Source organism: Streptomyces gilvosporeus (genome assembly GCF_002082195.1).
GTDB classification, from domain to species: Bacteria; Actinomycetota; Actinomycetes; order Streptomycetales; family Streptomycetaceae; genus Streptomyces; species Streptomyces gilvosporeus.
This window is the reverse complement of sequence record NZ_CP020569.1, coordinates 5,200,298-5,221,242: the sequence shown is the minus strand read 5'-3', so window position 1 is coordinate 5,221,242 and position 20,945 is coordinate 5,200,298. Positions and strand designations below refer to the sequence as shown.

General features: G+C 70.7%; 19 protein-coding genes. 5 read left to right on the top strand and 14 right to left on the bottom strand.

The features are described 5' to 3' along the window. Positions 1-47: 47 nt before the first annotated feature. The gene (tatA, locus tag B1H19_RS23280; RefSeq protein ID WP_083106727.1) at positions 48-227 is read left to right on the top strand and encodes a Sec-independent protein translocase subunit TatA; all 180 of its coding nucleotides are present in this window, start codon (positions 48-50) and stop codon (positions 225-227) included. 39 nt (positions 228-266) lie between these two features. Here the strand turns inward: tatA and B1H19_RS23275 are convergent, their stop codons facing one another. After that, the gene (locus B1H19_RS23275; RefSeq protein WP_083106726.1) at positions 267-1,112 is read right to left on the bottom strand and encodes a nitrilase-related carbon-nitrogen hydrolase; all 846 of its coding nucleotides are present in this window, start codon (positions 1,110-1,112) and stop codon (positions 267-269) included. A 651-nt stretch (positions 1,113-1,763) separates the two neighbouring features. On the opposite strand from B1H19_RS23275, the gene B1H19_RS23270 reads away from it, so the two are divergent. Beyond that, positions 1,764-2,387, top strand: coding sequence for a hypothetical protein (locus tag B1H19_RS23270; RefSeq protein ID WP_083106725.1), 624 nt, complete (start codon positions 1,764-1,766; stop codon positions 2,385-2,387). Between the two features lie 424 nt (positions 2,388-2,811). Here the strand turns inward: B1H19_RS23270 and B1H19_RS23265 are convergent, their stop codons facing one another. From B1H19_RS23265 to B1H19_RS23255, 3 genes are all read right to left on the bottom strand, one after another. Next, a complete protein-coding gene (locus B1H19_RS23265; RefSeq protein ID WP_083106724.1) occupies positions 2,812-3,114 on the bottom strand; it encodes a hypothetical protein in 303 nt (100 codons plus the stop codon). Between the two features lie 292 nt (positions 3,115-3,406). Further along, positions 3,407-3,640: a chaplin gene (locus B1H19_RS23260; protein WP_083106723.1), complete on the bottom strand. Its 234-nt coding sequence runs from the start codon at positions 3,638-3,640 to the stop codon at positions 3,407-3,409. 723 nt (positions 3,641-4,363) lie between these two features. After that, positions 4,364-4,618 carry a chaplin gene (locus B1H19_RS23255; protein WP_203237208.1) on the bottom strand — a complete coding sequence of 85 codons (255 nt, stop codon included), beginning with the start codon at positions 4,616-4,618 and terminating at the stop codon, positions 4,364-4,366. A gap of 368 nt (positions 4,619-4,986) precedes the next feature. Here B1H19_RS23255 and B1H19_RS23250 point away from each other — a divergent pair, with 368 nt between their 5' ends. Both B1H19_RS23250 and B1H19_RS23245 read left to right on the top strand, forming a co-directional pair. After that, positions 4,987-6,663, top strand: a complete 1,677-nt coding sequence (locus B1H19_RS23250) for a bifunctional 3'-5' exonuclease/DNA polymerase (protein WP_083106722.1) — start codon at positions 4,987-4,989, stop codon at positions 6,661-6,663. A 108-nt stretch (positions 6,664-6,771) separates the two neighbouring features. After that, positions 6,772-7,248 carry a RidA family protein gene (locus tag B1H19_RS23245; RefSeq protein WP_083106721.1) on the top strand — a complete coding sequence of 159 codons (477 nt, stop codon included), beginning with the start codon at positions 6,772-6,774 and terminating at the stop codon, positions 7,246-7,248. A gap of 38 nt (positions 7,249-7,286) precedes the next feature. On the opposite strand, the gene B1H19_RS23240 is transcribed toward B1H19_RS23245, so the two are convergent. The 4 genes from B1H19_RS23240 to B1H19_RS23225 all read right to left on the bottom strand — a co-directional run bounded on the left by B1H19_RS23240 (position 7,287) and on the right by B1H19_RS23225 (position 11,365). Then, positions 7,287-8,141, bottom strand: a complete 855-nt coding sequence (locus B1H19_RS23240) for an arylamine N-acetyltransferase family protein (protein WP_083106720.1) — start codon at positions 8,139-8,141, stop codon at positions 7,287-7,289. A 51-nt stretch (positions 8,142-8,192) separates the two neighbouring features. Next, positions 8,193-9,404, bottom strand: coding sequence for an acyltransferase family protein (locus B1H19_RS23235; RefSeq protein WP_237289485.1), 1,212 nt, complete (start codon positions 9,402-9,404; stop codon positions 8,193-8,195). Between the two features lie 304 nt (positions 9,405-9,708). Further along, the gene (locus B1H19_RS23230) at positions 9,709-10,554 is read right to left on the bottom strand and encodes a glycerophosphodiester phosphodiesterase (RefSeq protein ID WP_083106719.1); all 846 of its coding nucleotides are present in this window, start codon (positions 10,552-10,554) and stop codon (positions 9,709-9,711) included. A 346-nt stretch (positions 10,555-10,900) separates the two neighbouring features. Next, entirely contained in the window at positions 10,901-11,365 is a 465-nt protein-coding gene (locus B1H19_RS23225; RefSeq protein ID WP_083106718.1) for a hypothetical protein, read from the bottom strand. Between the two features lie 231 nt (positions 11,366-11,596). Here B1H19_RS23225 and B1H19_RS23220 point away from each other — a divergent pair, with 231 nt between their 5' ends. Next, complete coding sequence (locus tag B1H19_RS23220; protein WP_237289483.1) at positions 11,597-13,336, top strand: CDP-glycerol glycerophosphotransferase family protein; 1,740 nt, start codon at positions 11,597-11,599, stop codon at positions 13,334-13,336. 32 nt (positions 13,337-13,368) lie between these two features. Here B1H19_RS23220 and B1H19_RS23215 read toward each other — a convergent pair whose 3' ends face one another. From B1H19_RS23215 to B1H19_RS23190, 6 genes are all read right to left on the bottom strand, one after another. Then, entirely contained in the window at positions 13,369-15,384 is a 2,016-nt protein-coding gene (locus tag B1H19_RS23215; protein ID WP_083106716.1) for a tetratricopeptide repeat protein, read from the bottom strand. A 200-nt stretch (positions 15,385-15,584) separates the two neighbouring features. Continuing rightward, on the bottom strand, positions 15,585-16,391 hold the full coding sequence (locus B1H19_RS23210) for a hypothetical protein (protein WP_083106715.1): 807 nt from the start codon (positions 16,389-16,391) through the stop codon (positions 15,585-15,587). A 54-nt stretch (positions 16,392-16,445) separates the two neighbouring features. Continuing rightward, positions 16,446-17,021, bottom strand: a complete 576-nt coding sequence (locus B1H19_RS23205; protein WP_237289482.1) for a hypothetical protein — start codon at positions 17,019-17,021, stop codon at positions 16,446-16,448. Further along, a complete protein-coding gene (locus B1H19_RS23200; RefSeq protein WP_083106713.1) occupies positions 16,994-18,277 on the bottom strand; it encodes an MCE family protein in 1,284 nt (427 codons plus the stop codon). Before B1H19_RS23200 ends, B1H19_RS23205 begins: the two co-directional genes overlap by 28 nt. Continuing rightward, positions 18,274-19,581 carry an MCE family protein gene (locus B1H19_RS23195; protein WP_083106712.1) on the bottom strand — a complete coding sequence of 436 codons (1,308 nt, stop codon included), beginning with the start codon at positions 19,579-19,581 and terminating at the stop codon, positions 18,274-18,276. Before B1H19_RS23195 ends, B1H19_RS23200 begins: the two co-directional genes overlap by 4 nt. Further along, positions 19,578-20,918 (bottom strand): MCE family protein, encoded by a 1,341-nt coding sequence (locus tag B1H19_RS23190; protein WP_083109817.1) that lies wholly within the window; start codon positions 20,916-20,918, stop codon positions 19,578-19,580. Before B1H19_RS23190 ends, B1H19_RS23195 begins: the two co-directional genes overlap by 4 nt. Positions 20,919-20,945: the final 27 nt, after the last annotated feature.

Here is a 20,945-nt window from a genome sequence, read left to right as displayed (position 1 = left end):
CTGGGCAGACCGCCCCCGAATACCGCCCCGACGAAAGCGAGCCCCCCATGCTCCGCAACGCCTTCGAGCCCTGGCACCTCCTTGTGATCATCGCGGTCCTCGTACTGCTCTTCGGCGCGAAGAAGATGCCCGACATGGCCCGCGGCCTCGGCCGCTCGATGCGCATCCTCAAGTCCGAGGCCAAGGCCCTCAAGGACGAGCAGCCCACGGAGGCGTCCTCCCGTTAGCCCCGGGGGCGGACCCCGGCCGCCGCCCACCCTCGCGCATCAGCTGTCGCCGCCCTCGTCGATCAGCCGCCGCACCTCGCGGTCGATCAGCCCCAGCCGGGCTTCCGCCACGAGCGGCACCGCCCGCCGCTGCCGACGCGCCTCGGAGGGGTCGATGTCGACGGTGACCAGCGCGGGCTCCCACTTGGGCTCCTGCGCCACCACCATCCCCCGCGGATCGACCACCCGCGAGCCGCCCCAGAAGGCGGCCCCGAGCTCATTGCCGACCCGGTTGACGAACACCACCCAGCACTGGAGCATCCGCGCCGTATAGGACAGCAGGGTGTCCCAGTACACCTCGGTGTCCATCGCCTCCGGATCCAGACTGGCCGCGCTGTTGGTCGGCACGAACAGCACCTCCGCACCGTCCTGCACCGCCAGCCACGGCAACACCGGCTGCCAGGCGTCGTTGCACACCAGCGTGGCCCCCCGCCCGCCGCTCGGCGACTTCGTCAGCTCGTACGCGCGCAGCGACTGACCGGGACTGACGTGCTTGCGCTCCTCCCAGGCAAGGTAGTTGGGGAGATAGAGCTTGCGGTGTGCATGCCGCAGCGCACCGTCCGCATAGGTGGCCGACGTGTTGTAGGCCCGCAGGCTGGTGTGCTCATGGAAACCCACCAGCACATCGGGCCCCAGGAGGCTCAGCTCCAGCAGCCGCGGATCGCTCGCCTCGATGGAGCAATCGCGCTTGAGCGCGCCCAAGTGATAGCCGTGCAGGCTCAGTTCGGGAAAGACGACAAGATCGGCGCCCTGGTCCGCCGCCTGCTTGATCTGCTCGCGAGCGTGATCGATATTCTCCGCCACCTCACCCAGCGCGCAGTCCGTCTGCGCCAGTGCGATACGCATGGCCCACACCTCACCGATCAGTCGCTTTGCGGCTTTTAGACAATTTTGCCAGCTCCCGGCCGTACGGGCTCCCGCATCGCTCCCCGTACCCGGAAACCGGGTCAAACGCCCTGGCAGAGGGCCCCCACCAACGGGCGAAAGAACGATCTCCTCCGTGCCGGACAGGGATTTCCCGCGTTGATCTCCACGATCCGTCGTACGCCGCCGGGCAGCTTCCAGCCGCAGCTCCGCCCGGCCGCGGAGGTACGACGGCGCACGGCCGAGTCGTCCGGCGATGCCGACGGCCGCCCCGGCCGGGCGGCCCAGGCCGAGCGGCCCGTCGGACCCGCTCGGACTGGGCCGCCGCGCAGGGGAGGTTCCCTTTCCCACCCGGTCTTCCGTACACAATGCCCTTCACGGTCGAGAGAGGCCGCCCCCGATACGTACGGGGTCCCGATAGGTGCGGGCCCTCTCCCACAACCCGTTCCACCGCCGTGAGTTCCGGCCCCTCACCCGAACAGCCGGGAATACGCCGGGGCCGCGCGCCGCCCCCAACTCCCCACCGGCTCGCCCATCTGCCGCAGCACATTTTGCGGACCGTCAATTCCGTTCGCAGGGTGGCGATGAGCCGCGTATCGCGCGGCTCCTTTGCATCACGGAAAGGAGCCTTCCATGCGGATGTCCCGGAAGGCCGGTCTGCTCGTCTCCGCCGCCGTGTGCGGAGTCCTGGCGTGCGGCGCCGCGGGAAGCGCCCTCGCGTCGATCGACCACTCCCCGGCCCCTTCCCGCGGCGCCGCCCCGCACAAGGCACCGCTGCCCAACACCGGGGAACTCAGGGCCCAGGCCAAAAGCCTCGCCGAAATCTCCGGGGTACTCGGTCCGGTCACCGACCTGATCAATGACGTCCTCACGACCGGCGACAACGGCAGACTTCCGGCGGATCGCATCACCGAGCACAGCAAGGCCGTCAGAAACGCCATCGCCGCCGTCCGCCAGTCCGGTCGTCCCGAGGCCCCGTCCGCGCCGTCGGTCTCCCAGCCCGACAACGGCTCCCGGCCCATCACCGGCAAGTCCGCCGGCGATCTGAAGGCCGCTGCCCTCACCGGCCTTCAGACAAAGACCGACGCTCTGCTGAAGGCGATTGCCGCGGACGGCCCGGCCGCCATCACCAGTTCCGTGACACAGAGCGTCACCGCCCTGGCGAACGTCATCCTCAGCATTACCCTCGGCGGTCTGCCCGCCCCCGACCTCCCGGGCCTGCCCAGCATCCCCCGGCTCCCCGGCGGAATTGCCTGACCCGAAAACGCCTCCGGGCCCGCGCCGCCGACGTCGACGGTGCGGGCCCGGAGTTTTGCCATGACACTTTTCCGGCCGGCATGCCAATACCCCGGCAGCCCCATCCACCACGCAAGGGCATTGGCATGCTTCCCTCCACACGCCGTGCACAACGAACCGGGGCGCCCCGCCTCAGTCACAACCGAATAACAATACCGCGCACGCCGACCGATTATCGGATATCGACACCGTGATCCGCACAACAAAAACCCGGGCCGCCCAGCAGAGGAAACTTGGGTGGCCCGGATTCCATCCGGCCGTCAGTGCTTGCCCGTGCCGTCCCCGAAGAACGTCGGGATGCCGTCCGGGACATACCGACGGCATTCCCGGGGATTCCCTCCCCCGAGAAAGTGAACTCAGCGAAGTCCGGAATGCGCGCCGGGCATTACTGCCCGATCGACAGCCCCTCGCCCAGGAGCGACTTCGGGGTGCTGCTACCGATCTTGTTCCCGTGGAGCAGGATCTTCTTTCCGCCCTGCACCTTCTGTGCCGCGCCCTTGACCGTCTTGACCAGCGGCGCGAGCCGTTCACCGTCCAGCGGCCGGGCGTGCAGCACGTTCGACAGCGTGCTGGAGCTCGCCGGCGGGAGCGCGTGCGGGGGCTGGGGACCGGCGGCAAAAGCAGGGGCGGCCGCGCCGATCGCCATGAGGGAACCGGCAACGATCGCGGCAGACTTCGCGTACTTCACTTTGTGCTGTCCCTTTCTCAGAGCGGTGATCGATGAGATCACGGCACCAGCGCCGCGTGAGCAATCACTTCGCTGCTCGGATCACCGCTTTCGCCCTGACTAACGAGACCCGCCTTCCGGGGAAACTCTGGATTTCCGCCTTCTTGGCAATGCCGCGGCGGCAGTGCAGCACCGACATTCCCCACCGGGCGCCCGGAAGCCCAGCCGTCGGACGCCGACGGCCCCGGCGCACATGGACTGCGCGCCGGGGCCGTTCGGAGCTACTGAGCTACATGGCTCGGATTGCTGTGTGTTACTTGTTGATGCAGACGTTTCCGAACGCCGGGTTGAGCGCACCGACGAAGTTGACGGTGTTCCCGCAGACGTTGATCGGCACGCTGATCGGCACCTGGATGACGTTGCCGGAAAACACGCCGGGGGAACCCTTGGCGCCGCCCTTGGCATGCGCGTCGGCGAACGCCGGAGTAGCCGCACCCACTGCCATGAGCGTGCCGACAGTAACTGCAGCGACCTTCGTGTACTTCACTTTCAGCCCTTCCTGCAGCGGGTTCGTAGCGGACACGACCGTCGTGCCGCACGGGCGGGAAACTGCTCGCCCGTAACTCCGCTGCCACTATTGGTAACGACTTCTCCTCGCCGACCAAACTCCCACGGCAGAGTTTTCGGAAGAATCGCCCGAACGATGCAAAGTCGATTCGGGAGATTGCCGCCGTGTATACGACGCGAAAATGCCGCCGGAGTTCGAACGGACGAGGGGCCCTCCGAATACAAATGCCTACCGAAAGGGGGAGGGGAATTCCGCCCCGACGATGGGTAACGCATGGCCCGTATCGGTGGTTACGGACTCGTTCTCCGTGCACTGCTGGTCCTGCGGTGAGGACAGGACGGCGATGCACAATGGGCGATGCCCTGAACCGTGATCGGGTTTCCGATCGACAGGGGACCGTTGCCATTGACCGAGGAAGTGTCATTGCGGTCGCCGACGGCCGCCAATGTGGCGAGAGCCTTCTTGATCACAATTTACCCTTCTCGAGGCGGCGTGCCCGTATCCGGAACGCACCCTGGTCAACTCGCCCGGGAGAGTGCGGTTTCGCCCATTCACCCGAATGCCGCGATTCGATAAACCCATATCACTGTTCCTGGGTGCCACCGGGCCACCGCCGAATTCCGGGCGGCGGCCCCTCCCCCGGCAGGCGCAAGGCCGGTACGGAGAGCACGTACCGGCCTTGCGACCTGCGCCGAGCGACGGTCAGGCGTTGATGCACTTGTTGCCGAACGTCGGGTTGAGCAGGGCAAAGGCGTCGGCGGTGTTGCCGCAGACGTTGATCGGGACGGAGATCGGGACCTGGATCAGGTTGCCCGACACGAAGCCGGGCGAGTGGGCTGCGCCACCGACGGCGTGGGCGCCGGTGCCGTGCCCGCCGGCGGTGGCCATTCCGGCCCCACCGATGACGGCCACGCCCGCGGCGGCGGACAGGACGACGGCCTTGGATACAAGCTTCACTGCGAACCTCTTCACTGGGCAGCATTCAGGGATCTGTACGCGCCGCGTAGAGCGACAAGCTGCTCAACGCATCACCCCGGAAAGAGATACCGAAGCATTCGGGTGAAATAGGATTGAACCGGCACGAGGGAACAACTATTTCCCATCGCTGGATATAGCCCAGGTTATACCCCCGAACGCGCTTCTCGCCGTCAAACCCCCGCCGCCCAGGGCGAGTTGCCCCGGCTGTCGCAGGAGCACCGAGAGCCCCAGGGGCACCCTCCCGAGACGGCCTGCCCGCCCCCGTATCGCACACCCGACGCCCCCGCGCGCGCCGTCAAACGTGCAGGTCAGGGCGATTGTCAGACCCTGGTGCGACACTCAGGGACATGAGATGGGCAGTGGCGGAGACGGGCGACGGGGGTGCTCGTCTCTGTCCGCTCACCCCCGATGGCCGGGCCGCCGGGCGGGTGCTGGAGGAGCCCTCGTTCGCCGAGGCGATCCGCTCGCGTCCCGAAGTCGACCGGTGGGTGTGGCGCTCCACCGCCGAGCTCTACCGCCGCCTGCTGGCGGCCGGAGTGCGGGTCGAGCGCTGCTACGACATCGAGGCCGCCGAGGCGCTGCTGATCGGCCACGAGCAGGGCCAGTCCGGCCAGCCCCGCTCGCTGGCCGCCGCCTGGGCCCGGCTGCACCGCCTGCCGGTGCCCGACGACACCCCCGCGCGGGCCGCCGAGACCCAGCCGTCCCTCTTCGAGCCGGGCCCGGTGCCCCTGCCGCCCGGCACGGACGAGCTGACGGCCCTGCTGGAGGTCTACGCCGGCCAGCTGGCCCGTACGGCCGGGGCCGCGCACCCCGAGCGGATGCGGCTGCTGATCGCCGCCGAATCGGCGGGCATGCTGGTCGCCACCGAGATGACCCGGGCCGGGATGCCCTGGCGGGCCGATGTGCACCGTGAAGTGCTCAACGGCCTGCTGGGCGAGCGCTATCCGGGCGGACTCGAACCGCGCCGGATGGCGGAGCTGGCCGAGGAGATCTCCCGCGCCTTCGGCCCGGGCGAACGCATCCGCCCCGATCTGCCGCAGGACATCATCAGGGCCTTCACCAAGGCCGGGATCCCCCTCTCCTCCACCCGCAAATGGGAGCTCCAGCAGATCGACCACCCCGCGGTGGCGCCCCTCCTCCGGTACAAATCCCTCTACCGCCTCCACACCGCCCACGGCTGGTCCTGGCTGCAGCAATGGGTGCACGACGGCCGCTTCCGCCCCGAGTACCTCCCCGGCGGCACGGTCACGGGCCGCTGGACCGCCAACGGCGGCGGCGCCCTGCAGATCCCCAAGGTCATCCGGCAGGCCGTCCGTGCCGACCCGGGGTGGCGTCTGGTGGTCGCCGACGCCGACCAGATGGAGCCCCGGGTGCTGGCCGCCGTCTCCCGCGACCCGGGCCTGATGGAGGTGGCCGGCAGCGGCGCGGACCTCTACGCCGACCTCGCCGCCCGCGCCTTCCGCGGCGACCGCGCCCAGGCCAAACTCGCCCTGCTGGGCGCCGTTTACGGCCAGACGTCCGGCGATGCCCTCAAGCACATGGCCGATCTGCGCCGCCGCTATCCCGCGGCGGTGGCCTACGTCGACGACGCGGCCCGCGCCGGCGAGGAGGGCCGCCTGGTCCGCACCTGGCTGGGCCGCACCTGCCCGCCCGCCTCCATGGCTCCCCCCGACGAAGCGGGCCTCCCCCAGGACGAAGCCCCGTCCGGCTACGGCAGCACCTCGGCGGCCCGCGCTCGCGGCCGCTTCACCCGTAACTTCGTCGTCCAGGGCAGCGCCGCCGACTGGGCCCTGCTGATGCTGGCCGCCCTGCGCCACGCCCTGTCCCGCGCCGCCCTCCGCGCCGAACTCGTCTTCTTCCAGCACGACGAGGTCATCGTCCACTGCCCCTCAGACGAGGCCGCCACCGTCGCCGAGGCCATCACCACGGCGGCCGCAGCGGCGGGCCGTATCGCCTTCGGCGACACACCGGTCCGCTTTCCGTTCACGACGGCGGTGGTGGGGTGCTATGCGGAGGCGAAATGAGGCGGCGAGGGCGGGTGAGGTGGGGTGCGTGCTTCCCGGGGAGGAAGGGAGCGCGTTTCAATCCCTGGGAGTGCGACACCGGTTGGCGGCAGAGGGAGGGCATCGGAGATGAGCGCGAGCGGCATGGGGGATGCGGGCGGCGGGGGCGGTATCGGGAGCGGTCCCGGGAGCGGAGGGGAGGACGTCGCGGGGCTGGAACGGATCAATCCGGGGCATCTCGCGCCACCTACGGGGTTCAGCCATGCCGTGCGGGCGGGGTCCGGGACCATGGTGTTCCTCGCCGGGCAGACGGCGCTCGACGGCGACGGGCGGATCGTCGGGGACGGCATCGTCGCGCAGTTCGAGCGGGCGCTGGCCAATCTGCTGGATGCGGCGGCGGCCGCCGGTGCGGGGCCGGCCGACCTTGCCAAGCTCACCGTTTTCGCCGTCGATATCGCGGACTACCGCCGCCATGCCCGGGACCTCGGGCTGGTGTGGAAGCGCCTGGTGGGCACGGACTTCCCCGCCATGGCCGTGATCGGCGCGACGCGGCTGTGGGATGCGGAGGCCCTGGTGGAGGTCGAAGGGATCGCCGTGGTGCGGTGAGGTCGCGTACGGGGGCCAGGGGCGGTGGTGCCAGGAACCTAGGGGGCATCACCGGCGAGGCTGTCGCGCTGGAAGGCCACGAGGGCAGCCGCGTCCGGGGCGGACAGGGTGATGCCGAATGCGGACGCCAGGACGTCGGGGGTCTCCTGGGGCGGGATGTCGCGGACCTCGGTCGTCCAGTCCGGGCGGGTGCGGGTCAGTTGGCGGCCGATCAGGGCGGCGCGGAGGCCGGGGAGGGGGCGCTGGACCACCAGGCGGCGGACGAACGGGGAGCGCGGGTGGGTGGATATGTAGTGGTTGAAGACGGTGTAGTCGACCGGGTAGCGCTGCTCGGTGCCGAAGGCGTACAGGTCCGTCCAGCCCGTTGCGGTGCGGAAGCGCAGCGCCCAGGTGCGGGTGTCCTTCTCGCGTGCCAGGGCGAAGGTCCAGCCGCCCTGGCGGGCCTCGATCCCGTCGCGCAGAGGGAGCGGTTCGAGCAGCCCCGAACCGCCGAAGCCGACGTCGGTGAGGAAGTCCTCGCCGTCGATCTCGACCTTCAGCAGGGCGTGGGTGACCGGGCGCAGACGGTCGTCGCCCATCCGGACACGGGCGCCGAGGCCGGAGACCTGGAAGCCGAGGCGGTCGAGGGCGGCGGCGTAGAGGAGGTTCTGTTCGTAGCAGTAGCCGCCCCGGTGGCGGTGGACGAGCTTGGTCTGGAGGGTTTCCAGGTCGAGCGGGACGGGGCGGCCGAGGACCACATCGACGTTCTCGAAGGCGATGGCCGCGGAGTGACGGGCGTGCAGGTGGCGCAGGGTTTCCAGGGTCGGCCGCCGGTCGCCCTGGAAGCCGATGCGGGCCAGGTAGGCGTCGAGGTCGAGTCGACTCCCGCCCCAGACGGAACCGGGCTCGGGCATGGTGACGGACTCCTGTCGCTCTGGTCGCTCTGCGCCGCTCTGCCGTCGACGCTACGCCCCCACCGGGTCCTTCTTGAAAGCCCAGGTCATCTTGGGTTCCATCGCCCACCGGAACGCCCGTTGCACCGGTGGCGTGCACAGCAGGGTGATGAAGGTGCCCGCGGCGAGGGTGATCAGGACCATGCCCCAGGGCTTGTGCACCCACGGGGTGTCGTACCAGTTCCAGAAGCGGGAGCCCTTGGCCAGGAAGCCGTGGAGGAGGTAGCCGTAGAGGGTGCCCGCGCCCAGCGCCGTGCACCACATGGTGCGGCCCGGGACCCAGGCGAAGAAGCAGGCCACCAGGACCAGCGAGCAGCCGAACATCGCCAGCGTCATGACCACGCCGCTCCACCACGGGGCGGCCAGTTCCTGGGCGCTGTCGCGGTGGTAGAACCACGCGGCGTTCATCCGCGGCGCGGCCCAGTAGGCGAAGACCAGCGCGCAGGCGAAGACCGGTACGGCGGCGATCCGCGCCCGCTTGTTGCGGACGAGCTGGAAGTGCTCGGGCTTCAGGCACAGCCCGAGGACGAAGAACGGGAGGAACTGCAGTACGCGCTGGAGGTCCAGGTCGTTGCCTATGTTCGGCGAGGTGGCGGCGAGCGCGGCGATGGCCAGGGCGAGCGGGACCGGCCAGCGGACGATCTTCCACAGCGGGGTGGTCAGCCGCCAGATGAACAGCGCCAGCAGGAACCAGGTGAGGTACCAGGGGTCTGTGAGGCTGATGGGGTAGTGCGGGTCGTTGTCCGCCCACCGCTTGAAGAGCGAGTACGCGACCTCGAAGAGGATGTAGGGGACGGCGACGCCGGTGATCAGCCGCTGGAGGCGGTCCTTGCGCATATCGAAGCTGCGCGAGAAGTAGCCGGAGATGATGATGAACGCCGGCATGTGGAAGGCGTACACGGTGATGTACAGCGCCGCGGCGGAACGGCTGCCGTCGCGCAGCGGCTCCCACGAGTGCCCCATCGCCACCAGAACGATGGCCAGGTACTTCGCGTTGTCGAAAAACGCATCGCGGGACGCGCCCTTGTGCGTCTGCGGAGCCGGGCGTTCGGCGGTCCGTACGCCCGTCCCGGCGGTGGTCCCGGCGGAGTGCGCGGCCGCGGCGGGCATGGTGGCGGTCGCCGCGCCCGCGCTCAGCGGGTCGTAGGCGGCCTCGTCGGGCACCTGCCGCTGCGGGGGAAGCGGCGCCCGCCGCCGGCCGTACGCCGGAAAGTCGTTCGTCAAGGGCCCTCCTGGAACGAACCCTGAGGAGAAGCCGGACGCGGGCCCGCACCGGGCGCCATTTCGGAACCCAAAAGCCTCATCCTGCGTCTTACATTCTTTACGGGGGGTGTGGCGGCGTCGAACATCTCAGGCACCATATCCGCGCCACGGGAATCCCGTAAATCCCCGCCAGGCGCGGCTCATCGGGCTCCTGTCCGGCTTCCACAGCTCCTTCACCAGCACCTGAACCTACCGCGCGGCAGGGCCGTGGGTGCGCCCGGAAGCGGCGCCGCACAAAATCACGACAATGCCGCAGTATTGCGCCCTAGGTGACGACCCCTTCAATCCCCTGGGCCCGCGCCCACCGTACGGCCGTGTTCTTGTTCACATCCCAGGCGTAGATCTCCAGCCGCCTGCCGTGCGGGCCGCGCAGCCGGTGGACTGCCTTGATCCAGCGCGAACTGAGCGTCGACATACGGGGGTTGATCTCGTCGGCAAAGCGGGCGTATCCGGCCAGCCGGTCCAGCGGAGGCGATCCCAGAATTCCCGTACGCACCTGGGGCACCAGCCCATGGAACGTCCTGATGCATGGCACGCCGAAGCTCTGGACGACGAGCCGGTGCCGGACGTGCGCGCGGTCCAGCCAGCCGTGGCGGCGGAGTTCGCGGACCACGTCCCGTTCGATTCCGGGATAGGTCCCGGGGGATTTGATCTCCAGCAGCAGCCGCTGGCCGTTGGCGTCCAGCCGGTGCAGATAGGCGGCGAGGGTGGGCACCCGCTCCCCCGCGAACCGCCGCCCGAACCAGCTGCCGGCGTCGAGCCGCGCGATCTCGGCCGCGGTGAAGTCCCGTACGCGCCAGGGAGCCCGCCCGGGGAACACCGCCTCGGCGTCGGTGGTCCGGCTCAGCGTGGTGTCGTGCAGGACGATCAGCTTGCCGTCCTTGGTGCGCTGGACGTCGTTCTCGACCCAGAGGAATCCGCGGTGGTGGGCGGCGTCGACGGCGGCGAGGGTGTTTTCGGGGGCGTAGCGGGAGGCGCCCCGGTGGGCGATCACCAGCGGCGCGCCGCCGCCTGCCGTGGGCACGGCCCCCGCCGGGGACAACGGGACGGCGGCCATGGCCATGAACGCGATACCGGCGGCGGCGGGCCGCAGGGGGGCGCGAAGCGGCATATGTGGCCGCATCCGTCCGTGCAGCCGCCTCCGCGCTCGTCTCCGCTGCATGGGGCCTCCTGGTCGCTGGCCTCACCATGCCTCGCTCCCCCGGGGGTCGCGAGGTGGGGCGGGCATTCGGGGGTGCCGCCCGCGGGCCGTGCGGCCGGTGGAAGCGTGGAACCGCGACCCGTGCCCGGACGTTGACCGGACATGGTGCGCGGGAGACCGTCGCCTGGTACCGGGACAACGTGTCCTGGTGGCAAACTCCGCACGAACGGGGGCAAGCGGGATGAATCCCCTGCCGGTCCCCACCCCGAGCGCAACCCCGAGTACTGGTGCCGAGGCGAACCGGCCCCGACGTTCCTCAGGTCGCTGTCGGGTCCTTCAGGCACTCCTGGGCCGCCGAGACGAACGCCTGCTTCGCGCGATGGAGGTCGTCCGGCGGCTCATGGCGTCGCAGACCGTCGACGAGATGGTGCGCCGCGGCGGCCACCTCGGGCGGGCCTTCCAGGGCCACCCCGCTCAGGGCCCGTTGCAGCAGGGCCTCGTCGTCGGAAGTGCCCCTTCCTGTCCGCTCGGTCAGGATTCTGGCTTCCGCGGCACCGAGGAACTCCGCGTACGTCTGGCGCCGCAGGGCGAGTGAGCGCTGGCGCGCCTCGCCCTGCATCGTGAGCCGGACGGACTCGACAAGCGCGTCGGCCTGTCGGTCGCCCGCATGCCGTGCCGCTTCGGCCTGGCGGATACCGGCGCTGCGGCTGTACCAACCGGTGACGACGCTGCCGGCGATCGCCGACCCTGCGGCGATCAGCGCAACTCCCCATTCGCTCATTTCCCCGTCCTCCCCATCCTCCCCGTCCTACCCGTCCTCGCCATCCCCCGATTCTCCCGATCTTCCCGATCCTCCGGAGCAACTCGGCCAGGTCTTGCCGATGTGGGTCGGATATCACTCCCCGTTACGGCAGGCACCGGGCGGTACGATCGGATCATGTCGCCGGAGGAAGCAGGGAAACCCACCCCCACCTGCGAAAACACCCCATCTCACCCGCCGTTCCCCACTACGATGAACGATCGGGCGACGGGCGACGGGCGACGGGCGACGGGCGACGGGCGACGGGCGACGGGCGACGGGCGACGGGTCGTGCTGTTCGCCGCTCGGTCGGCGGTGGCGCTGTACCGCCTGCTCGACGTGTCCCCGGTCTTCTCCGGCGACCACCGGATCACGCGCCTCTTCACGTTGGTACCGGGCTCCGACTTCGGCGTCGACGTCCTGTCGGCCATCGAAGCCGTCGGCGGCCGGACGGTGCCCTGGAGCGAAGCCCGCGCTCGCACCCACGACCTGGTGGTCGCCGCCAGCCCCAAGGGCGACGTGCCCATGCTCCGCGGCACACACGTCCTGCTGCCGCACGGCGCGGGCTTCAACAAGTCGATCCCCGAGGAGGGTTCGGCCGACTCGGCGTCCGGCCTCGACCCCGTGTACCTGCTCCGGGCGGACGATGCCGCGCCGATTGCCCTGCACGCGGTGGCCCACCCCGATCAGCTGGCCCGCCTCGCCTCCGTGGCCCCGCGGGCCGCACGCAACACGAAGGTCATCGGCGACCCCACGCTGGAACGCATCCTCGCCTCGTACCCCCTCCGCGACCGCTACCGGGCCGCGCTGGGCACCGGCCCCCGAAAGCTGCTGGTCCTCGCCTCGACGTGGGGGCCCGAGTCCCTCATCCGGCGACATCCCGGACTGCCCGCCCGGCTTGCCACCCAACTCCCTCATGACGAATACCAGTTGGCGCTCATCGTCCATCCCAACGAGCGGAGCCGGCTCGGCACGTATGAGCTGACCGAGCGGCTGGCGCCGGCCCTGGACGCGGGGATGATCCTCGCGAGCCCGCACGAGGAGTGGGCCTCCGTGCTGATCGCCGCCGACGCCCTGGTCACCGACCACGGATCGACGGCTCTGTACTACGCCGCCGCTCAGGACCGGCCCCTCGTCGGCGTGAGCCGGGACTGCGCGGAACTGATACCGGGCAGCCCGATGGAGGTACTCCTGCGCCACATACCGGAGTTGGCGTCCGTCGAAGCGATAGCGGACGCGGTGCGGGCGTACCGGCCGGGGCCCGGACAGGCCGCCGCCCAGGCTGCCTTCGCGCACCAGGGCAGCGCCCTGACCCGGCTGCGCACCGAGCTGTACGCCCTGCTCGGCCTCACCCCGCCGACCCTCGGCACCCCCCTCCGGCTCCTGCCCGACCCCGCCCCGGCCACCCGGGCGGCCACCGCATTCGACGTCCACGCCGACGTCACCGCGGAGGGCGCCCGTATCGTGCGCCGCCCCGCCGGAACGGGCCCGCCCGGCCACCACCTGGCCGTGGAACACGGCGCCGCGAGCGAGCAACTCACCCGTTCCGCCGGGCTGTTGTACCGACGCCCGCCGCCCTCTCCCGACGCCCCGGCGGATCTGAGCTGGTCTGCGGGCGGTTGGACGCGGCATGCGCTGGCCGAGTATCCGGGCTGCCGCGCGGCCGCAGCCGTACGGCGCGACGGACCGTGCCTGCTGGACGTGCGCGGCCACCCGCAGCCCTACACCGTTCAGGTCGAGCCGCGATCCGAAGGCGGCCGCCTCGCACGTATCGACCCGGCCGCCGCCCTATCGGCCGTTCACGCCTGGCTGATCACCCACCGGACGCAGCCCGCCGCACCGGTCTCGCTGACGTGCCACACCGGCGAGCGGGCCGTGCGCGTCCTGCTCCGCCCGGCCACGGCCGACGAGGCCGGGCACGATCTAGGGTCTGTCCGATGGGCCAGACCCTAGGTCGATACATCCGGGCAGCGATCCGGGGGCGGTCAGGCCAGCCCGTTGCGGCGCCGGATGGCATGTGCGGCCGCACGGTGTTCCCCTGCCGCCGCGTCGCGCCCTTCCACGCCCTCCTCCAGTTGGGCCATCGCGTCATGGATCCGTGCCTGATCGAATCCGGAACGCCGTTTGCGAGCCCCCTGCAACGACTGCTCGTAGAGCCTTCGGGCCTCGTCCGTACGACCGAGGCGGCGCAGAACTCCGGCGAGCGCAAAGGCCGTTCGCCCGGTCATCCGCTCGCGTTGCAGCGTCACGGCGGCCTCGTGCGCTTCGGACAACAGGCGGTGTGCCGTCTCCAGTTCGCCCAGCTCGGCCCTGGCCTCTCCCGTCCGGTAGGTCTGGAGCATGACGCCGTAGGGGTTGGAAATCGCCAGGTGCAGCTCGCGGGACCGGGCGAACGCGTCGGCGGCGGCGCGCCACTCGCCCCGTGCGCCGGCGAGCATGCCCCAGGACTCGATCACCGAGGCACGGAGCTTGCCGTCGCTCTTGCCGTCCCCGAGCAGCCCGACGGCGGCATCGGCGGCGGCGAGCTCCCGTTCCGCATCGTCCAGTTCTCCCGCTTCCCACAGGGGACGGGCGAGCTGACAGCGCATCCGCACCAGCCATGCCGCGTTCTGCCCGTGCCGGACCGCGGCGGCCACGGCGAGCCGGAAGACCTGTACGACGTCGGACTGGTGGGGGTGGTCCAGGGCGTAGGTCCACACCGGCTCGGAGAGGGCCACGGCCTCGGCGTCCATGCCCCGCCCGTAGGCCAGGCGCACACACGCGAACAGCGCATGGCGTTCCTCATGGAGCCAGCGGGAGGCACGTTCGGCGCGCTCGGCCCGGACCGCGTCGTCCGTCGCCTCCTGCGGATCCTCCAGCGGAACGTCCGGTGCGCCGGGAACTGGGTCGAAGACCTCCGCGACGATGAGCCGCCGACCGGCGGAGAACCGGTCCGCCCGTTGGGCCTGACGGACGAGCCAGCGCAGCACCCGGGTCTGCGCCGCGGCCACCTCACCGTCCTCGGCAGCGCGACGGGATCGGCGCAGGGCGTGCGCGCGCAGCGGTCCCGGCAGCCTGATACGGCCCTCCTCCGCGCCAGCAACGGCGCGCAGATCCAATAATCCGGCCCGGTCCAGCTCCTCAAGAGCCTCCTGACACGCCTCCTGCCCCAGCCCCAGCAGCGCGGTGGCGGAGTCCGGGGTGAACGTCGCCCCGGGATGGTGGGGCAGCAGCCGGTAGAGCAGACCCGCCGGGCGGGACAGGCCACCGCACACCGTGTCCCAGATCCGCTCGACGCCGGGCACTCCGTCCTTCTCCCACTCGCCCTGCAAGGCCGAGATCAGGCGGGGCAGCGGCCGCAGCCGGTGCGCACGCACCCACCGGCCCGCGACGTGCAGCGCCGCCGGCAGGCCGTCGCACAGCCGCACCAACGCCCGCACCGACTCCGGGTCGGCGGCCAGCCGGGGGTCGCGGACGATCAGGCTCAGCAGCTCCGTCGCCGCCGGCTCCTCGAGCGGCGGCAGCGACAGGTCGAGAGCCGCTCCGTCCTCCAGGTCGTAGAGCGGCCCGTGGCTCGCGACGATCACCACGCTCCCGCCCGACGCCGGAAGCAGCGGGACCACCTCCGAGGCATAGCGCGCGTTGTCCACGATGGGGACCAGCCGGGCATCGGCGGTCTTGTTCCAGTACTGCCGGCACCGCGCCTTGAACTGGGTCTCCACCAGCTGCGACTCCACCCCGAGCGAACCGAGCAGCTGCGCCAGCACGTCCCCGGGATCCAGTACGCCGTCCAGCCGGAAGTCGTCGAGGTCGACCGAGAGCACGCCCTCGGGAAAACGGTCGAGCAGGGTCCGCGCGAGCAGCCGCGCCAGCTCCGTCTTCCCCAGCCCGGCCGGCCCGCTCAGCGCCACCACCAGCGGCCGGGAACGCCCCCGCCATTCCTCCACCGCGCGAACGGCCCGCTGCCGCTCCTCATGACGATTGACGAAGTGCACCGGCTCCGGCGGAAGTTCCACCCTCATACGACCCCTCTCAGTCCCTTCGCCCCAACAACCCACTCTAGAGCGGGCCGTTCGCGATTCCGGGCGACCGGGAGGAGCCGGTGGATGTTCGTCAGGCGCCCGTCAGATGCTCGTCGCGCGATCCGGGTGGGTGCCGAGCGGTCCCCCATCGCCCCGCGGGCCGATGGGGAGGGAGCCAACGGGCTGTACGAAGGGAGCCGTCACAGGGCGTCGAGCGCGCTCACCTTCCAGCCCCCGGAGGTGTCCACGAGCGTCATCCGGACCCGGTTGAGGTCGAGGCGCGGCCCGGACACCTGAGTGCTGTTGGTGACCTGGTTCATGAAGAGGAGGACGATGACCTTCTCCGGCGCGGCGGAGACCACCGATGCGGCGGGGGCTCCCCCGGCGGGGGGCTTCGCCACCGTGGCCGTGACGACGCCGTGGTACTTCTCGGCGGTGGGCGCCACCACCTTCGTGGTCGTGGTGCGGTACTCGCCCGCGAAGGACCCGGTGAGGTGGGCGCGGGCCTTCGCGAAATCGCGATCGAGGTGGCGGTAGTCGTAGGACAGGATCTCCGGCGCGGCCTTGCGCGCGACGGCCAGGGCCTCGGTGCGCGCCTCCTGCGTCCGCTGGTCGTCCCGGTACTCCCAGCCCAGCATGGCGACGGCGACGAGGCCCGCCACGACGAGTGCGGCCAGCACGGCGGTCGCCGCACCGGAGATCCGGCGGGCCGGCTTCGCGCTCTTCTCCGCTCCGGCCTCGTCACGGACGGCGCCCTTCGCCTGCTCCCTGGCCTCGGCGTCCGCCCCGGTCCCGGAAGCGGACGCTTCGTCCGCCACCGCGCTCTCCGTCGCCGCGTTCTCCGCCACCGCGCTGTCCGCCGCCGCGTTCTCCGCCGCCTCCTCGTCGAGGGACGACTCACGCGCCTTCTCGGCCCGCTTGGCGGCGGCGCGGGCGGCCGCCGCCACGGTTCGCTGACGGGCCGATGTGCCGGCGCCGGCGCGGCCTCGTACGGTCGCCTTCGTCATGGTGTTTCTCCTTACTCGCCGGACGGCTGTGGGGGGTGCGGATCAGCCGACGGGTCAGCCAACGAACTCGACATTCGAGGTCAGCCACCGCCCGCCCTCGAGCACGAGGTCGAGTTGCAGCCGGTAGTTGCGGGCCTGGCCCTGGGGCGCGGCGACGTTGGTCACCCTGCTGTCGGCGACGACCAGGACCTGGGCGGACTTGTCGTCCGCCTTGGCGATACCGGCTTCGAGGACGCGTCCCTCAGAAACCGACTTGTTGTCCCCGACCAGCTTGGTGAGTTGCTTCGTCTGGGCGCTGAACTGCTTCTTGAAGTCACCGGTGGCGCCCTTCAGGACGTCCTTGCTGTCCCGGTCGTAGTGCCGGTAGTCGAGCGAGGTGAAATTCACCGCAGACTGCCGGGCCGCCGCCAGAATGTTCTGATTGCGCTGTTCCTCCCCGTGCTGCTGGTACAGCCGCACCCCGAAGAAGCCGGAGAGCACCACCAGCACGGCGAGGACGCCGGCGAGCACCACGGGGAGCACCCGGCTCTCCCGCGCCGCGCGCACGGCCTCGGCCGCAGGGCGCAGCGCGGACGCCGCCGTACGCTCCGCCGGGCGGCGGATCATGCCATGGGTCCGACGAGCAGCCATTGCCACGATTCCTTTCCGAACGCACTCTGTTCTCCGCCCGTCGAGCCGATCTGGACGGTCTCCCCGCCCGGACCGGCGGTCCGACCGGTTTCGGGGTCGTACGGTGCGACGTACGACGACGGATAGCCGCGACCGCCCTGCACCTCGGAGCTTCCGGGCCGCGGAACGTTCTGCGCGCCGCGGACCGAGCTCTTGCTGCCCCGCGGGAGGGTGCAGCGCGCGGACGTGTTCGCCGGCACCTCGCGGGTGTCCTTCGGGTCGCGCCGCTGCGTCGATCCGTAGCCCTGCCGGCACGGCGGGGGGTCGTCGGAGTTGAGCACCAGGCCGAAGTGGCTGGTGCCGTCACCCGGCAGCACGGTGAAGCTGCCGGCCACCACGACCGGGAAGGTGACCAGCGTCTGCTCCACGTTGGGGAGCCGGGCCACGGTGACCTGTCCACCGCTGATCAGGTTCCCCAACAGGACCGGAAGCGCCTGCCGGTTGGCCCTCAGCAGCGAGTCCATCTCGGGCGCCGCCGTCGAACCGCTGTCCACCAGCCGGCGGAGGTCCCGGTCGCTGTTCTTGATCTGCCCAGTGAGGTCCGCCAGGTCGTGGGAGAACGACTTGAACTCCGAACCCTTGTCGATCTGCGTCTTCAGGACGGTCCGCGAGTCGTCGATCAGCGAGATCGTCTGGGGCAGGCTGTCGCTCGCCGACTCCACGAGCCGGTTGCCCGAGTCGACCATCCGGGTCAGGTGCGGGGCCGTGCCGGTGAACGCCCGGCCCAACTCGTCGACGGTGGTCCGCAGGTCCTTCTTGTCCACGGAGCCGACGAGGCGGTCCACGCTGCGGATCATCTCCGTGGTCGGCAGCGGCGTGCGGGTGTCCCTGGGGGAGATCACGCTGCCCTCGTGCAGATACGGGCCGCCTTCGGCACGCGGTTGCAGATCGACGTACTGCTCGCCCACCGCCGAGCGGTTCGCCACGACCGCGAGCGTGTCGGCAGGGATGCGCGAGCCGTCCTCGATGCGCAGCTCCACCGAAACGCCCGAGCCGGCCAGGCGCAGATCGCCGACGCGGCCCACGGGGGCGCCGCGGTACGTGACCTCGGCGCCCGAGTAGATGCCGCCGGAGTCGGCGAACCGGGCCCGCACGGAGTACCCGCCGTCCGTCAGGCGGTCGCCCAGTCCCGCGTACTCGGCGCCTGCGTACGACACACCGATCGCGGTGATCGCGGAGAAGGCGAGCAGCTGAACCTTGACCGTACGAGTGATCACGGCTGCATCCCCTTCGTCATGAGCTCCGCGAGGCCCAGATCCACGCCGGGGCCGAAACCGGTCCAGCCGCTGCCGCGGTAGGCGGCGTAGCTGCTGGTGCACACCGGCGGGCAGAGCACGCTGCCGCCGGACGATCCCTTGTCCCCTCCCTGGCCCTTCGCGCAGCTGCTGCCGGGCAGGCAGGGCACCGAGGGCGGTGTCACCGGACCGGGGAGGTCCGGCACGTGCGGGGCCGGCACATCGGGCGCGCCGGGGAGGGGGAGCTTGGGCTGCGGCTTGTGCGGCGAGCCGGGCTTCTTGCCACCGCCCTTGGAGAGATTGCCGTAGATGCTCTTCAGGTCGAGGTCCGCGGTGATGTGCAGGTTGGTGTAGTCGCCCTTGATGGCATCGACGGAGTTGCGCGGGAACGGATAAGTGGTCATCAGCTCCAGCGCGTTGGGCAGGTCGTCGCCCGCTCTGTTCAGCTGGGTGAGGATCGGCTGGAGGTGCCTGAGGTTGGCGATCGTGTCGTCCCGTGAGCCGTTGATCACCTTCGTGCCGACCCTGCCGAGGTCGGACAGGGAGCGCAGCATCCGCGTCAGGTCCTTGCGCTGGTCGGCCAGGACCTTCACGGCCGGCGCCATGGTGTCGACCGCCCGGCCGATCGTGGCCTTCTCCTGCGCGAGCCTCTTGGACAGCCTGTCGATGCCCTTCATGGCGCGGATGATCTCCGAGCGCTGGTCGTCCAGGCCGCCGAGGAAGGTGTTCAGCTCGGTCAGCAGGTTCTTCACCCGGTCCTCGCGGCCCGCCATGGTGTGGTTCAGCTCCACGGTGATGGTGTGGAGCTGCGCCACGCCGCCGCCGTTGAGCAGCGCCGACAGAGCGGACAGCACCTCCTCGATCTCCGGGTTCCGGTTGCTCCGGGACAGCGGGATCTTCGCGCCCTCGATGAGCCTGCCGACGGGCCGTACGTCCACGGGCTTGGCGAGCGAGACGTACTTCTCACCGAGAATGCTGGTCTGGCGCAGCTCCGCGACGGCGTTGGCCGGCAGCTTCACCGCGTCGTCGACGCGCAGCCGTACCCGCGCCTGCCAGCCGTGCAGCTCCACCTTCTCCACGGCGCCCACGGTGACGTTGTTGACCTTGACCGCGGACTGCGGCACGAGGTCGAGAACGTCCCGGAACTCGACCGTGACGTGGTACGCGTCTCCGTCGTCGGCGGCGCCGCCGGGCAGCGGGACGTCGTACAGGCCGTTGAACTCACAGCCGGTCAGCAGCAGCGCCCCGGCGACCGCCCACAGGGCCGCTTTGCGCGGGGCGGTCATGCCCGGGCTCCCAGGATGCCGCCGAGCGTCTTGTCGGTCGTGGCGACACCGGACGCCGGGGGGACCGCGCCGGTCAGGGAGTTGGCGGTCGGCAGCTTGGGGAGGTCGCCGAACAGCTTCCCCAGGTCCTTGCAGTCCGACGTCTCGCCCGCCGTCCTGAGCAGGGAGCACATCAGGCCGGCCGGATCCTGCGACTGCTCGGCGTTGTTACGGGTGTCCAGCGTGCCCGATGCCGGGTTGTAGGCGTTCGCGAGATTGCCGAGACCTGCGGGCGCGACGTCCATCAGCTCCTCCAGTGCGGCGCGCTGCTTGACCAGCACGCGGGTCACCTCGCTGAGACCCTTCACATTGCGGGTCAGCGCCTTCTTGTTGCCATGGACGAAGACGGATACGTCCTTGAGCGCGACGGACAGGTTCCTGAACGCCTCCGCCAGGTCCTTGCGCTCGCCGGAGAGCTGGTTCGCGGTCGTGGCCAGACTGTCGTTGAACGAGCGGACGCCGTCGTCGTCCGCCGCCAGCGCGGCCGTGAACACCTGAAGGTTCTTCACCGTCCCGAACATGTCCTTGCGTCCGTCGTCGAGAGTGGTGAGGGCCTGCGAGACATCCTTGATCGTCTGGTGCAGGTCCTTGCCATTCCCCCGGAGGTTGTCCGCACTGACGCCGATGAGCCGGGACAGTGCTCCGTTCTTGTTGGCACCGCGCGGACCGAGCGCCTCCGATGTGGTGTGGAGGCTGTCGAAGATCCGGTCCAGCTCGACCGGTACGGCCGTCCGCTCCTCGGGGATGACCGCGCCGCTCTTCATGACCGGGCCCCCGCGGTACACCGGCAGCATCTGGACGTAACGGTCGCTGACCACAGAGGAGTTGACGATCGCGGCCTTGGCGCCCGCGGGCACCTTGCGATCGGCCTCGTACTCCATCTCGACCCGCACCCTGCGGCCCTGCGGGGTGACGCTCTTGACCTCCCCGATCGGAATGCCGAGGACGCGGACGTCCGACCCGGGGTAGATGCCGACGGTCCGCGGGAAGTACGCGGTGACCTTGACGGGGTCCGGCTTCGGCCAGAACGCGACGGTCAGGCCGGCGACGAGCAGACACAGGACGGCGGCGAGCGCGACGACGCGGCGGGTGCGCCTCGTGGGGAGGCGGCGGGTGCGCCCCTCGGGGAGACCGCGGGTGCCCCTCTGCGGCAGGAAGGTCCACCGCGGCCGCTGCAAGGACCCGCGCCGGGGCCGAGGCACGCGGCCGGTGCGCCCCTGAGGAACGCGGCGGGTGCGCCCCTCGGGGAGACCGCGGGTGCCCCTCTGCGGCAGGAAGGTCCACCGCGGCCGCTGCAAGGACCCGCGCCGGGGCCGGTTCTGTGG

Coding starts and splice junctions, on each gene's coding strand:
- B1H19_RS23245 (WP_083106721.1), top strand. CDS start 6,772: ATGAGCGCGAGCGGCATGGGGGATGCGGGCGGCGGGGGCGGTATCGGG.
- B1H19_RS23220 (WP_237289483.1), top strand. CDS start 11,597: ATGAACGATCGGGCGACGGGCGACGGGCGACGGGCGACGGGCGACGGG.
- B1H19_RS23195 (WP_083106712.1), bottom strand. CDS start 19,581: ATGACCGCCCCGCGCAAAGCGGCCCTGTGGGCGGTCGCCGGGGCGCTG.
- B1H19_RS23230 (WP_083106719.1), bottom strand. CDS start 10,554: ATGCCGCTTCGCGCCCCCCTGCGGCCCGCCGCCGCCGGTATCGCGTTC.
- tatA (WP_083106727.1), top strand. CDS start 48: ATGCTCCGCAACGCCTTCGAGCCCTGGCACCTCCTTGTGATCATCGCG.
- B1H19_RS23205 (WP_237289482.1), bottom strand. CDS start 17,021: ATGGCTGCTCGTCGGACCCATGGCATGATCCGCCGCCCGGCGGAGCGT.
- B1H19_RS23210 (WP_083106715.1), bottom strand. CDS start 16,391: ATGACGAAGGCGACCGTACGAGGCCGCGCCGGCGCCGGCACATCGGCC.
- B1H19_RS23225 (WP_083106718.1), bottom strand. CDS start 11,365: ATGAGCGAATGGGGAGTTGCGCTGATCGCCGCAGGGTCGGCGATCGCC.
- B1H19_RS23275 (WP_083106726.1), bottom strand. CDS start 1,112: ATGCGTATCGCACTGGCGCAGACGGACTGCGCGCTGGGTGAGGTGGCG.
- B1H19_RS23270 (WP_083106725.1), top strand. CDS start 1,764: ATGCGGATGTCCCGGAAGGCCGGTCTGCTCGTCTCCGCCGCCGTGTGC.
- B1H19_RS23250 (WP_083106722.1), top strand. CDS start 4,987: ATGAGATGGGCAGTGGCGGAGACGGGCGACGGGGGTGCTCGTCTCTGT.
- B1H19_RS23215 (WP_083106716.1), bottom strand. CDS start 15,384: ATGAGGGTGGAACTTCCGCCGGAGCCGGTGCACTTCGTCAATCGTCAT.
- B1H19_RS23240 (WP_083106720.1), bottom strand. CDS start 8,141: ATGCCCGAGCCCGGTTCCGTCTGGGGCGGGAGTCGACTCGACCTCGAC.